The sequence below is a fragment of the Pseudoduganella sp. SL102 genome, from assembly GCF_027856995.1.
Lineage (GTDB): Bacteria > Pseudomonadota > Gammaproteobacteria > Burkholderiales > Burkholderiaceae_D > Rugamonas > Rugamonas albidiflava.
Window position 1 is genome coordinate 6,926,485 of the sequence record NZ_CP115554.1, and the last position, 13,023, is coordinate 6,939,507.

Consider the following 13,023-nt stretch of genomic DNA (forward strand, 5'->3'; position numbering starts at 1 on the left):
CGAAAACGGGGTAGCTGTGTCGCAGTTTGCTCAGGTGCGTACCGCGCCGCGCGCCGTTCCATGCAGCCAGATGAAGAGGGCCGTCGCGGCGCCGCCACCGGCCAGTTGCGCCAGCACGAAGGCCGGTGCGTCGGCCAGGCGCAGCACGCCCGCTTCGCCGAAGGCCCTGGCCAGCGTCATCGCCGGGTTCATGAAGGCCGAGGATGAACTGAACCAGCAGGCCGCCATCACATAGGCCGACACGGCGAATGGCGCCACCACCGGGCGGGCCCGGCCGCAGCCGATGAACACGCACAGCAAGCCGAAGGTGGCGATGCATTCGCCCAGCCACTGGCCGCCGCCGGTGTGCGCCTGCTGCGTGGCCATCGTCAGGTCCAGCCCGTACATGCCGTGCACGGCCGCCACGCCGGCCAGCGCCCCTGCCGCCTGGACCGCGATGTAGGGCGCCACGTGGTCGGCACGCAGCGTGCCGCGCCATGCTTCGCACAGCGTCAGCACCGGATTGAACAGGCCGCCGGAAATGGTGCCGAAGGTGAGGATCAGCACGGCCAGCCCGGTGGCGCCGACCAGCGCGCTGACCAGCAGCGCCATCGCCGCGTCGCCGCCGGCGAGACGCTGCGCGGCAATGCCGGCACCGCTGCCGATCGCCAGCAGCAGGGCTGTACCGATGAACTCGGCCGCCAGACGCTTTGCAAGAGCCATCGCACACCTTCCCGGAATACGGATTGAAAACGCGTACTCTAGGGCAACGCGAGGGGCGCGGCTATCCGGGCAAGGCTATATTCAGTATGTAGCGGCAGTGCGGTAATGGTTGCCTGCCGCCCCGCCCCCGCCTGCTAGGCGCCCGCCGCCGCGATGGTCTGGACGAACTGCGATACCCCGTCGAGGTTGAACAGTTCGACCGTCATCGCCCTGGTCCGCGGATCGATATTGACCTCCCCGAAGAACTGGTAGCCGGCAAACGGCGACGACGCCTGGATCGGCGGCGCCTTCGAGAACACCACGCTCGGGCCGAAGGTCCTGTCGAGCACGCCGGGGCCGAAGCTGCCGGCGTTCATCGGGCCGGCGACGAATTCCCAGAAGGGCGAAAAATTCGTGAACTGGGCCTTGGCCGGATCGTAATAGTGGGCCGCGCAGTAGTGGACGTCGGTGGTGATCCAGACCACGTTGGGGACGTCCCTGATCGCGCTGAGCAGCCGGGCCATTTCCAGTTCGCGGCCCAGCGGGACGCCGTCGTTGCCGTTGGCCAGCGCCTCCCACAAGGCATTGCCCTGGCCATCCTTGCCGTCGCCGACATTCAGGCCGATGGGCATGTCGGCGGAAATCACCTTCCACGTCGCTGTCGACGCTTTCAGCCCGGCGACCAGCCATTCCACCTGTTCGGTGCCGAGGAATGCCGAGCTGGCGTCTTCCACGGCTTGCAGGTTGGTGCTGTTCGGGCCGCGGTAGCTGCGCATGTCCACCACGAAGACGTCCAGCAGCGGGCCATGCGACATGCTGCGGTAGATGCGCTGCGGCTCGCTCTGCTTGTAATAGCGCATCGGCGCATATTCGAGGAAGGCGCGGCGGCCGCGCTCCGTAAGCGTGGCGATGCTTTTCTCGGTGTAGCGCGCGTCGCCCGACAGGTTCTTGGCGGCGCTGTAGTTGTTGGTCACTTCGTGATCGTCCCATTGCCACACCTGCGGCACCTGGGCGGCGAACTTGCGGAAGTTCTCGTCCATCAGGTTGTATGCATGGCGGCCGCGGAATTCCTTCAGCGTTTCCGCCACCTTGCTGACTTCTTCCGTGACCACGTTGCGCCAGACCTGGCCGTTTTCCGCCTTGACCTCGGCCTGGATCGGGCCGTCGGCATACACCGTGTCGCCGTTGTGGATGAAGAAGTCCGGATCGCGCACGCGCATCGCCTCGTAGATCTTCATGCCGCCGAAGCTGGTGTTGATGCCCCAGCCCTGGCCGCACTGGTCGCCGCTCCAGTGGAACCGCACGGCCTTCGTGCCATCGGCGGGCGTGGTCCTGAACTGCCCCGACAGGGTTTCGCTTTCGATCTTCGAATTGTCGGGATCCACATAGCGCACGCGCACGAAGATGGTCTGCCCCTGGGGCAAGCCGCCCAGGTCGACACGGGTGGTGAAATCGGTGGCTTCGCTGGCGTACGGGCCGGCGATGCGGCTGGCGTTGGCGAAACGGTCGCTGGTATCGTATTCGACGATCATCTGTGCATTGCGGTCGCTGCGGCTCCAGATGATGGCCCGGTTATCCGTGATGTCGCCGAACTGTATCCCCGACGGCATCTTCGGCCGCTCTTTTTCGCTGGCGCCGATGGCCGCGCTGCTGCCCCCGCAGCCTTGCAGCAGCAGGGAACTCCCTAACGCCGAACTGCCCGCCAGGAGGCTACTGCGAGACAGGAAACGGCGACGCGAAATGGATGAAGTCATGCTTGCTCCGGTAATCTGTGAGCGGGCAAGTGTAGGTTGCCGATATGACATGACGATGAAAACGCGCCTCGCGCGGCGGACGAGGCACGAGGTGATCAGTGGCCGCCGGCATGCGCCCAGCCTTACCCCGCTTCGGTGGCCGCTTTCTGCCCGAAGGTGCGGCGCCAGTCCCGCGGGCTCACCTGGAAGCGCTTCTTGAAGTGCTGCCGCAATGCCAGGGGTGTCTGGAAGCCGGTGAATTCGGAAATCCGCTCGATCGGCATGGCGGTGGTCTCGAGCAGCTCGCGGCTTTGCTGCAGGCGCTCGTTGACCAGCCAGTCGCCCAGCGTCATGCCGGTCGCCTTGTGGAAGCGCCGGGTAAACGTGCGGCGGCTGGTCGCGGCCATGGCCGCCAGGTCATCGATGCTGTGCTGCTTGCCCAGGTTTTCCCGCAAGTAGTCGAGCAGGCGGTTGACCCGCGAATCCTCGGTGGAGGCAGCCACCGGTTGCTCGATGAACTGCGCCTGCCCGCCTTCCCGATGCGGCGGAATGACCATGGTGCGGGCCACCTTGTTGGCGATCTTGGCGCCGTGGCAGGCCCGTACCAGGTAGAGACAACAGTCGAGTCCGGCTCCGGTACCGGCCGAGGTGATCAGGCGGTCCTCGTCGACATACAGCGCGTTCATGTCGAGCTTTACGCGCGGGAAGCGCAGGCTGAAATCCTTCTCGGCCATCCAGTGCGTGGAGGCGCGCCTGCCGTCGAGGAGCCCGGCGTAGGCCAGCACATACGCGCCGTAGCAAAGCCCGACGACGTACGCGCCGCGGGCGTGGGCGCGCGCCAGCGCCGCCACCAGTTCCGGGTCCGGACGCGCGTCCAGGTCGTGCCACCCTGGCACCACCACGATGTCCGCCGTATCGGCCAGTTCCAGGCCGCCATCCGGCTGTATCGTCATGGCACGCTCCGCGGACAGCGGCCGGGCACCCGGCGAGACGATCCGCAAATCGAACAGCGGGCCTTCCGGCATCGCCGCCGTGAAGACGAGGTAAGGCACGGAGAAGTGGAAAGGACTGAAGTCCGGATAAGCGACGAGCGCGACCACCGGCGTTTTCGTTGTCATGGAAGAAGTACCTCGTGTTGTGGCCCGAAACCATCGGTAATTGGCGTGCGGGTCAATATTAGCGCCAACGCCCCGCCGTCACAATGCTGCTATCCCACACCAACTACGGAGCAGTACATGCAACGATCGACAACTTTGGCCCTCCTGCTTTCCCTGACCCTGGGCGCGGCGAGCATCGGGACCCACGCGGCCCCGGATACCGTCCCCAAGACCGGGCAACAGGCTGTCCAGGTACAGCAAATCCGCAATGCCACGGCGAAGATCCACTACGCGGGCAAGACCTTCCTGCTCGATCCCTTCCTGGCCAGGAAAGGCACTTATCCAGGCTTCCCGGGCACCTTCAACAGCCAGCTGCGCAACCCGCTGGTGGAACTGCCGATGCCGCCACGGGATATCCTGCAAGGGGTGGATGCGGTGATCGTCAGCCATACCCACCTCGACCACTGGGACGGTGGCGACCACCAGTTCATCCCGAAGGCAATGCCGCTGTTCGTCCAGGATGAGCGCGATGCCAAGCTGATTCGCAGCCAGGGCTACACGGATGTGCGCATCCTCGGCGAAGGTACCCTGTTCGAAGGCGTGCGGCTGACGCGGACCGGCGGCCAGCATGGCACGGATGAAATGTACTCGAACAGGCAACTGGCCGAGGGACTGGGCAAGGCGATGGGCATCGTCTTCCAGGCGCCCGGCGTGAAAACCGTCTATGTCGCGGGCGATACGATCTGGCACAGCGAAGTCGACCAGGCGCTGGCCAGGTTCAAGCCCGACGTGATCCTCCTGAACGCCGGCGATGCCCGCATGGTGGGCGTCAAGGGTGCGATCATCATGGGCAAGGACGATGTGCTGCACGCCTATCAGCGCATGCCGAACGCGACCATCGTCGCGACCCACCTGGATGCGATCAACCATATGACGCTGAGCCGCAAGGAGTTGCAGGAACACGTCACGCAGCACGGCATCCAGGACCGCGTCCGCATTCCGGCCGATGGCGATATCCTGAAGTTCTGATAGCTACGCTGCACGATGTGCCTGTTCGGCGCCGCACCAGCTCCCCACGGCGCCCGGGCACGCGGTTTCGACAGGCACGCGCCTGTCCCAATATTCAATCCAAGGAAGGAAATCCCATGAGCAAGAGAGCCGTCGTCGTCGTCGACCTCCAGAACGAATATCTGCCCGCCGGCAAACTGCCGCTGGAAGGCATCCACGATGCGCTGAACAATGCCGCACGCGTGATCGCCGATGCTAGGACCAGGGGCGAGCTGGTGGTCAACGTCCGCCATGAATCCGCCGATGCGCAAGCGCCGTACTTCCAGCGCGGTACGGATGGCGTGAAGATCCACGAAGCCGTGGCGCCGCTGGAAGGCGAACCCGTCATCGTCAAGAACTTCCCGAATTCCTTCCTGAAGACCCCGCTGAAGGAGATGCTCGACGAGAACGGGATCGAGGAAGTGACCGTCGTCGGTGCCATGAGCCACATGTGCATCGACGCCACCGCGCGCGCCGCGTCGGACTTCGGCTACAAGACCAGGGTCGTGCACGATGCCTGCGCCACGCGCGAGCTCGAGTTCAATGGCTCGACCGTACCGGCGGCGCAGGTGCACACCGCGCTGATGTCGGCACTCGCGTTCGGCTATGCGTCCGTGCTCAGTACCGACGAGTACCTGGCCAGCTGACAGGCTGCCAGCCGGTTCGTGCGGCCTGGCTGGGCATGGCGGTGGCTGGGCGTGAATACCGTGCATGAGTATGCGCTGGCGAAACTTGCGGGCCAATCCCGAGCGCATCACGTTGCTATTTCTGAGTTGAGAATATGTATCTTTTTCGGAGACACTCGTATCCCATTTGGATACGGATGTCTCATTTTATGATACATTCAAGCATGCTTGCCAATTTTCTGCTCGGTCCTCTCCGCACTCGCATCCTTTCGGCCTTGCTGTTGCATCCCGATACGGCTTGGCACGTGCGCGAGCTGGCGCGCCAGCTCGATGCACTGCCGGGCACTATCAACCGGGAACTAATCAGGTTGGAGGAAGTCGGAATCTTGTCGAAGCAGCGTATCGGAAACCAGGTCCACTATCGTGCCAACCGGGATTGTCCAGTGTTTGCGGAGCTTGCCGGCCTGTTGCGCAAGACCTCGGGGATGGCCACTGTTCTGGCCGACGCTCTTCATCCCCTGGCTGACCGCATCCAGTGTGCGCTGGTATTCGGTTCGGTGGCGCGGGGAGAAGAGACTGCCCACTCCGATGTGGACGTGCTGGTCTTCGGTGATATCGGATTTGCCGACGTTGTGGAAGTCCTTCATCCAGCCCAGGAAGCGGTACAGCGTGAAATCAACCCTGTGGTGTACCGGGCAGATGACTTTCGCGCCAAGTACGCGGCCAACAATACGTGGGCGCATGAGGTGGTCAACAAACCCAAGCTCTTCTTGATCGGGAATGGCGATGACTTTGCAAAACTTGTTGGCCATCCGGAGCCTCGTTGAATTCAACGCCCAGCGCGAAGACATCCAGCGAATCTTGACGGCAGCCGAACGCAACCTTGCCGATGCGGCCGTTACCGCCATCAGCGATGAGAACCGCTTCGATGCCGCGTACAAATGCGTGATGCAGTGCGCAATGGCGAGCCTCATGGCCAATGGCTATCGTACTTCGACCAGCAAGCCCGGCCATCATCAAACCGCGATTCAGGCACTCACCCTGTCGGTCGGCCTCGATGCCAGGACTGTCGTGGTACTGGATAGCCTGCGCAAGCAACGCAACATCAACGACTATGATGGCGAGCCCATCAGCCCGACCGCGGTCGAGGAATGCCAGCGGCAGGCTCATGCCCTGCTGGCCCATGTTCGGGCATGGCTGGCCGAGCACCGGCCAGATTTATACTGAAGGTAAGGTCAGCATCGCCTTCCACTCGGGGCCTCTCACTTGCGCGCCGCGGCGATCAGGTAGTTCTGCATGGCCGCCTCGGCCACCGAAGCCCACTGGTTCTGGTCGTGCCGGAACTTCTTCCACGGCTCGTAGATCTTGCGGAATTTCGCGTTCTTCGCGGCTTCCTCTTCCATCACGGTGGTGGATTGCTTGAACGCCGCATCCATCACATCCTTGCTGAAGTGGTGCAGTTTCGCGCCGTTCTTCAGCAGCCGGGCCAGCGCGGCGGGGTTGCGGGCGTCGTAGTCGGCCTGCATGCGCACGTGGCATTCATAGGCGGCCGCCTCCAGCGCGGCCTGGAATTGCTTCGGCAGCTTGTCCCACTGCCCGCTGTTCACGTAGAGCGACAGCTGCGGCCCGGTTTCCCACCAGCCCGGCGTGTAGTAGTGCGGCGCGACGCGCACCAGGCCGAGCTTTTCATCGTCGTAGGGGCCGACCCATTCGGCGGCGTCGATCGTGCCTTTTTCCAGCGCGGCATACACGTCGCCGGCGGCGATCTGCTGGGGCACCACGCCCATCCGCTCCATCACGCGGCCGGCGAAACCGGCCACGCGCATCTTCAGGCCCCGCATGTCCGCCACCGAGCGGATTTCCTTGCGGTACCAGCCGCCCATCTGCACGCCGGTGTTCCCGCCCATGAAGTTGACGATGCCATAGCCGCGGTAGAACTCGCGCAGCAGTTCGCGCCCGCCGCCCTGGTCGAACCACGCCGTCTGCTGGCGGGACGTGAGCCCGAACGGCACGGCGCAATCGAACGCGAAAGTGGGGTCCTTGCCGAAGTAGTAGTAGGCCGGCGTGTGGCCCATTTCAACGGTGCCGGCCTGCACCGCGTCCATCACCTGCAGGCCGGGCACGATTTCGCCGGCGGCGAACTGGCGGATCTGCAGCTTGCCGCCGGTGAGCTGGGCCACCCGTTTCACGAAGTTTTCGGCCGAGCCGTAGATGGTGTCCAGCGTTTTCGGGAAGCTCGACGCCAGCCGCCAGCTGACGGTGGGCTGGGCCTGGGCAAGGGCCGGCGCGGCAAGCGAGGCGGTACCCGCCACGGCGGCGGAACTGGTCAGGAAGGAACGGCGCTGCATCGACGGACTCCTTGTGAATGGACGAGCCATTGTAGCCCCGCCAGCCGGTGCGCGGCACGCCCGGGGCTGCGTTGGCCACACAAAAGCCGTATCATGGCGGGCTCGCGCCACAAGGCGCCCCAATCCACAACAGGGACACACAATGTCTATCAAGATCAGCAGCCAGTTCGACGCTGGCGCCATCGATGTCGTCAGCGTTACCAGCGCCGGCGACATCGACCTCAATATCCGCAAGGATTCCCATGCCGACATCACCCAGTGGTTCTACTTCCGCGTGCAGGGCGCGGCGGGCGTGCCGCTGACGGTGCGCTTCCTGAACGCCGGCAAGGCCGCCTACCCGGATGGCTGGAAGGACTACCAGGCCGTGGCCAGCTACGACCGCGACACGTGGTTCCGCGTGCCCACCAGCTACGACGGCGAAGTCATGACCATCGAGCACGCGCCCGAATACGACAGCGTGTACTACGCCTACTTCGAGCCGTATTCGTGGGAACGCCACCTGTCGCTGCTGGACAATGCCCAGCTGTCGCCGCTGGCCGAACTGGTCGACCTGGGCTCCACCGTCGATGGCCGCGACCTGAACATGCTGGTCATCGGCGACCCGGACGCGCCGAAGAAGGTGTGGGTCATCGCGCGCCAGCACCCGGGCGAAACGATGGCCGAGTGGTTCGTGGAAGGCATGGTCGAAGCGCTGCTCGACCCGTCCGACCCGTTCGCCAGCCAGTGCCTGAAAGAGGCCGTGTTCTACGTGGTGCCGAACATGAACCCGGACGGCTCGGTGCGCGGCAACCTGCGCACCAACGCGGCCGGCGCGAACCTGAACCGCGAGTGGAATACGCCGACGATGGAGCGCAGCCCGGAAGTGTTCCTGGTCAAGCAGGCGATGCAGGAAACCGGTTGCGACCTGTTCCTGGACGTGCATGGCGACGAAGGCCTGCCTTACGTGTTCGTGGCCGGCAGCGATTCGCTGGAAAACTTCACGCCGGAACAGAAGGCCGAGCAGGATGCCTTCATCGCCGACTTCAAGGTCGCCAGCCCGGACTTCCAGAGCGAATTCGGCTACCCGGACGCGCCTTTCACGCCGCAAGTGCTGACCATGGGTTCGCCGCACATCACCCACCTGTTCGGCTGCCTGTCGCTGACCCTGGAACTGCCGTTCAAGGACAACGCCAACGACCCGGATCCGGTCAACGGCTGGAACGGCGCGCGCTCGATGAAGCTGGGTGCCGCGGTGCTGCAGCCGGTGCTGGCCGCACTGCGCCGGTAATTCCGCCATCTGGTTTGCCGCCAGGTTCGCGAGCGGCCTGGCCGGGAGCATTCAGTTCCCGGCGCAGCGCCGCGAAGGCTTCCGGCATCCACGGACGCGCGGCCAGCAGGAACGTCATCGACTGCCGCGCCTCGTACGGCAGCCGCGCATCGGCCTGGTGCTGCTGCGAAAAGTCGTCCGCCACCTGGCGCAGCCGTTCCAGCAGCGCCACGGTGGACGCCGGCGACAGCATCACGCTCACCAGCCGCAGCATCTCGCCTTCGCCGTCGAAGTGCGCATCGAGGTAGTCGGCGGCCGCTTCGCGCCGGAACCAGGTCTGGATCGGGCCGTCCGGAATCCAGTCGAAGGTGCGCGCCACCAGCAGTTTCACCCGGTTATTCGGCTTCAGCACGAGGAAGCCGATCTTGTCGAGCCGCAGCAGGTACTTCACGGTTTCGGCCTCGGTCAGCGCGAACATGGCCACCAGTTCATCGACCGGCACGCCATTGAGCGCCGCCACCGCCACCAGCAGCAGCTTCGGGTCGCCGATCAATTCTTCTTCCTGCGCATAGCTCAGTTGCGCGATCAGCCGTGGCGCTTCCAGCGCGGAGCGGGTCAGGTCGAGCAGTTCGAGGCCCGCCGCGGCCAGCACTTCATCGAGGCGCTGCAGGGTAAAGCTGCGCTGCGCGAACATGCGCTTCACGCTGGCTTCCGACATGCCGATGCGCCGCGCCAGTTCCGCATACGTGATGCCGCGCGCCTTCAGCTCGCGCTTCAATCCATCCACCAGCATCATGCTGCTCGACATACTCTCCCCCCTTGATAGTATCGCTTTACGATACTTTAACAGCAACGGCCCGCCACTGTGGACGTGGCACTTGCCGCGCCGTCCGCCACGGCCGATGATGCGTGCACCTTCACTTATACGGAACGCATCATGAAAAGCCTGCTGCTCGCCACCCTGCTCTCGTTTGCCTGCGCCACCGGCCAGGCCGCGGACGCGTCCAGCCCATCCGGGGCCATCGGCGACGCTTCGGGCTTCGTGGCGGCCGGCTCGCTGGTATCGGTCGTCATCGCCGGCAGCGTCGTCGTGGTGGCGGTGGACAAGGCCGCCGACGGCATCGACCTCGTGCTGGAAAGCGTGAAGGATGGCAGCCGCGCCACCGTGCGCCTGTCCGGCAAGGCGGCCGAAGGCTTGTCGGTGGCTGCCGGCACCGTGGTCAACGTGTCGGCGACGGCCACCGGCCACCTGCTGGTCGCATCGGGCAAGGTGATCGCCTTCATCCCCAATGAAGCCGGCAAGGCGCTGCTGCGCACCGAACGCGCTTCCTGAGCCGCTGGCTGCGGTTTGCCGGAGCCATTGCCCAACCGACCCAGGCGCGCCATCATGGCGAGCCGATCACCGCCAAGGAATATTGATGAAGAAAATCCTGCTCCCCCTTGCACTGGCCGCGTCGCTGCTGGGCACGCTGCCCACAGCGCAAGCCGCCCCTTCGGAAGCCTCGATGGTCAGCGGGCTGGCCTCCGGCTATGTCGTGCTGGGATCCGTCTTCGTGGCAGGAGCTTCCGGCGCCACCATCGTCGAGAGTGTCAAGGACATCGGTGATGGCGTGGAACTCGTGCTGACCAACACGTCCAACGCCAGCAAGGCCACGGTGCGCCTGTCCGGCAACGCCGCGCGGCAGCTGTCCGTGGCGGCCGGCACGACGCTCGACGTGGTGGCCACGGGATCGGGCCACATGCTGGTCTTCTCCGGCAAGGTGCTGGCCTTCATTCCGAACGAACTGGGCAAGGCGCTGCTGCATCACTCGGAGGTGAAATGATGGCGGGCAAAGCGATGCGGCGGCTGCTGGTTGCCGCCTGCCTTGTCGTGGCGGCGCCCGCGTGGGCCGGGCGCTCGTGCGAGGAAACGCCGATGTCGGTGGCCGAGACCGTGAAGTCCATGGACCTCGCGCAGCGCACCTTCGAGGCGCTCGATGCCAGCGGCAGCCAGGTGGCGCTCGTGTCGCGGGCCGGCCAGGACCTGAGCAAGTATGGGCTGCACTATTCGCACATGGGCATCGTGGTGCGCGACCACCCGGCCGGGCGCTGGACCGTCGTGCATGAACTGAACGAGTGCGGCACGGCCGCCTCGGCACTGTACAACGAAGGCCTGGGCAACTTCTTCCTGTCCGGCCTGTTCCGCCACGACGCCCAGGTGGTCATCCCCGGCCCCGAAGCGCAGGCGCGGCTGGCCCAGCTGGTCACCACCCGCACCGCGCGCCGCCTGCACGATGCCGACTACAACATGCTGTCTTACGCCTGGTCGACGCGCTACCAGAACTCGAACCAGTGGGTGCTTGAAACGTATGCCGCCGCCAGCGCGCCGGCCGGCCAGGTGGAAACGCGCGAGGAGGCGCAGGCCTGGCTGAAGCAGACCGGCTTCGCGCCGATCACGGTCTACGTACCCAGCGTCAAGCGCCTGGGCGGGCGCATGTTCCGCGCCAACGTGGCGTTCGACGACCATCCGTTCGGCCGCCGCATGGCGGGCCAGATCGACACCATCACCACCGATGCGATCGTGCGCTACGTGCAGGCGGTGGATCCGGCGGCGAAGGTGATCACGGTCGAATGACAGACGGCCTCGCGTTGCCTTAGATCAGCACCGGCGGCCACGGCGGGCAGGATCATGGCGGCTCCCCAACCGCTGGAGTATCGCCATGACTCGCCTGCCTGCCCGGTTCCGTGTTCTTTCCGTTGCCCTGTCCATTGTCCTGTCCTGCTCCACCGCCCTCACTCACACTCCCGCCCTTGCCCAATCCGGGCTGTCGCACAGTGTCGGGGAAATTTCCGGCGTCGTCGTTCTCGGTTCGCTGATCGCCGGCAGCGTCGTCGTGGCCAGCTCGCAAAGAATGGGCGAGGATCTTGTGCTGGTGGTGGAGAGGATGGGCAATGCCAGTCGCTCGACGGTGCGCCTGTCCGGCGCGGCCGCCACCAGCCTTTCCGTCGCGGCCGGCACGGTGGTGGACGTCGTTGCCACCTCCACGGGGCATGCGCTGGTCCTGTCGGGCAAGGTCCTCGCCTTCATTCCCAATGAGCTGGGCGAAGTCCTGTTGCATCGCTCCAGGGTGCCGCAATGAAGGCGCTGGTGCCGATGGTGGCGGCCGCGCTGCTGCTGGCCGCGCCGTTCGCACTGGCGGGCCGCAGTTGCGAGGAGGCCCCGCTGCCGCTGGAAGAAGTGACGACGACGATGAAGCTGGCACAGCGCACGCTGAAGGCGCTCGATGACAGCGGCGCGGCCGTGGCCATGATTTCCCGCGCCGGGCAAGACTTGAGCAAGTATGGCCTGGTGTACTCGCACATGGCTTTCGTGGTGCGCGATCATGCGGAAGGCCGCTGGACCGTCGTGCACGAGCTGAACGACTGCGGCACGGCCGGCTCGGACCTGTGGCATGAAGGCATCGGCAATTTCCTGCTGATCGGCCTGCACCGCCACGCGACGCACGTGCTGGTTCCCGGGGCGGATGTGCAGGCCCGGCTGGTAGCACTGCTCGGCACGCGCACGCCGCGCCGCCTGCACGAGCCCCGCTACAGCATGCTGGCCTATGCGTTCTCGACCCGCTACCAGAACTCCAACCAGTGGGTACTGGAAACGCTCGCGGCGGCCAACGCCCCGCCGGGCAAGGTGGAAACGCGGGCGGAGGCGCAGCAATGGCTGAAAGGTGCCGGTTTTGCGCCGCTGACGATCGAGGTGCCGATGTTCACGCGGCTGGGCGGCCGGATGTTCCGCGCCAACGTGATGTTCGACGACCACCCGTTCGACCGCCGCATGGCGGGGCAGATCGACACCATCACCACCGATGCGATCGTGCGCTTCGTGCGTGCATCGGATAGCGCCGCGAGGGTGTTCGTCGTCGATTGACGGCTCCTGGGCCTGATTCGATCACATCCCGGTGACAGGCTCACATTCCGGGAAAAAACCGGTGACAGGCTCCGATTCTCCAGAAAGTTTCCGGAAAATTGGAGCCTGTCCCTAATGCCGCTAAGTCAAGCGTTATCCGACACATTGGAAGCGCATACATTCACCCCAACAGCGAAGGGCTGGGGTCAGGGAGGAATGCTGGCATGCATGCCAGCATCGTTCCGCAGGCGCGAAGCAGGCTTCGCGAAACCCCTGCTACACCCGCCGGGGCGTAGCCGGGGTTTCAAGGAGCATCGCTCCTTGCCGGCGTAGCGGTACTGGCCTACCAGCCAGTACTCCACCCT

Annotated in this window: 15 protein-coding genes; 10 read left to right on the forward strand and 5 right to left on the reverse strand. The window is 65.1% G+C overall.

The window, feature by feature from the left end; translation table 11 throughout:
• Window positions 1-30: 30 nt before the first annotated feature.
• The 3 genes from OU994_RS29335 to OU994_RS29345 all read right to left on the reverse strand — a co-directional run bounded on the left by OU994_RS29335 (window position 31) and on the right by OU994_RS29345 (window position 3,532).
• Complete coding sequence (locus tag OU994_RS29335) at window positions 31-702, reverse strand: aquaporin (RefSeq protein ID WP_281608763.1); 672 nt, start codon at window positions 700-702, stop codon at window positions 31-33.
• 134 nt (window positions 703-836) lie between these two features.
• Complete coding sequence (locus OU994_RS29340; protein ID WP_281608764.1) at window positions 837-2,435, reverse strand: alkaline phosphatase; 1,599 nt, start codon at window positions 2,433-2,435, stop codon at window positions 837-839.
• Window positions 2,436-2,557: 122 nt separating this feature from the next.
• Window positions 2,558-3,532: a GlxA family transcriptional regulator gene (locus OU994_RS29345; protein ID WP_281608765.1), complete on the reverse strand. Its 975-nt coding sequence runs from the start codon at window positions 3,530-3,532 to the stop codon at window positions 2,558-2,560.
• Between the two features lie 117 nt (window positions 3,533-3,649).
• Here OU994_RS29345 and OU994_RS29350 point away from each other — a divergent pair, with 117 nt between their 5' ends.
• The 4 genes from OU994_RS29350 (at window position 3,650) to OU994_RS29365 (ending at window position 6,411) form a co-directional block, all read left to right on the forward strand.
• On the forward strand, window positions 3,650-4,540 hold the full coding sequence (locus OU994_RS29350) for an MBL fold metallo-hydrolase (protein WP_281608766.1): 891 nt from the start codon (window positions 3,650-3,652) through the stop codon (window positions 4,538-4,540).
• A 116-nt stretch (window positions 4,541-4,656) separates the two neighbouring features.
• Window positions 4,657-5,205, forward strand: a complete 549-nt coding sequence (locus OU994_RS29355) for a cysteine hydrolase family protein (RefSeq protein WP_281608767.1) — start codon at window positions 4,657-4,659, stop codon at window positions 5,203-5,205.
• Window positions 5,206-5,408: 203 nt separating this feature from the next.
• Entirely contained in the window at window positions 5,409-6,011 is a 603-nt protein-coding gene (locus OU994_RS29360; protein WP_281608768.1) for a nucleotidyltransferase domain-containing protein, read from the forward strand.
• Complete coding sequence (locus tag OU994_RS29365; RefSeq protein ID WP_281608769.1) at window positions 5,971-6,411, forward strand: DNA-binding protein; 441 nt, start codon at window positions 5,971-5,973, stop codon at window positions 6,409-6,411. The genes OU994_RS29360 and OU994_RS29365 overlap by 41 nt, the downstream gene beginning before the upstream one ends.
• A 35-nt stretch (window positions 6,412-6,446) precedes the next feature.
• Here the strand turns inward: OU994_RS29365 and OU994_RS29370 are convergent, their stop codons facing one another.
• Window positions 6,447-7,532, reverse strand: a complete 1,086-nt coding sequence (locus OU994_RS29370) for a TRAP transporter substrate-binding protein (RefSeq protein WP_281608770.1) — start codon at window positions 7,530-7,532, stop codon at window positions 6,447-6,449.
• Between the two features lie 142 nt (window positions 7,533-7,674).
• On the opposite strand from OU994_RS29370, the gene OU994_RS29375 reads away from it, so the two are divergent.
• Entirely contained in the window at window positions 7,675-8,799 is a 1,125-nt protein-coding gene (locus OU994_RS29375; RefSeq protein WP_281608771.1) for a M14-type cytosolic carboxypeptidase, read from the forward strand.
• On the opposite strand, the gene OU994_RS29380 is transcribed toward OU994_RS29375, so the two are convergent.
• Complete coding sequence (locus OU994_RS29380; RefSeq protein ID WP_281608772.1) at window positions 8,720-9,586, reverse strand: helix-turn-helix transcriptional regulator; 867 nt, start codon at window positions 9,584-9,586, stop codon at window positions 8,720-8,722. The genes OU994_RS29375 and OU994_RS29380 overlap by 80 nt on opposite strands.
• Before the next feature lie 129 nt (window positions 9,587-9,715).
• Between OU994_RS29380 and OU994_RS29385 the strand changes: the two genes are divergently transcribed.
• From OU994_RS29385 to OU994_RS29405, 5 genes are all read left to right on the forward strand, one after another.
• A complete protein-coding gene (locus tag OU994_RS29385) occupies window positions 9,716-10,111 on the forward strand; it encodes a hypothetical protein (RefSeq protein WP_281608773.1) in 396 nt (131 codons plus the stop codon).
• A gap of 85 nt (window positions 10,112-10,196) precedes the next feature.
• On the forward strand, window positions 10,197-10,601 hold the full coding sequence (locus tag OU994_RS29390) for a hypothetical protein (protein ID WP_281608774.1): 405 nt from the start codon (window positions 10,197-10,199) through the stop codon (window positions 10,599-10,601).
• Window positions 10,598-11,392, forward strand: coding sequence for a DUF2145 domain-containing protein (locus OU994_RS29395; protein ID WP_229420663.1), 795 nt, complete (start codon window positions 10,598-10,600; stop codon window positions 11,390-11,392). The genes OU994_RS29390 and OU994_RS29395 overlap by 4 nt, the downstream gene beginning before the upstream one ends.
• Window positions 11,393-11,477: 85 nt before the next feature.
• Window positions 11,478-11,897 (forward strand): hypothetical protein, encoded by a 420-nt coding sequence (locus tag OU994_RS29400; protein WP_281608775.1) that lies wholly within the window; start codon window positions 11,478-11,480, stop codon window positions 11,895-11,897.
• Window positions 11,894-12,679: a DUF2145 domain-containing protein gene (locus OU994_RS29405; protein WP_281608776.1), complete on the forward strand. Its 786-nt coding sequence runs from the start codon at window positions 11,894-11,896 to the stop codon at window positions 12,677-12,679. The genes OU994_RS29400 and OU994_RS29405 overlap by 4 nt, the downstream gene beginning before the upstream one ends.
• The last annotated feature ends 344 nt before the right edge of the window (window positions 12,680-13,023 follow it).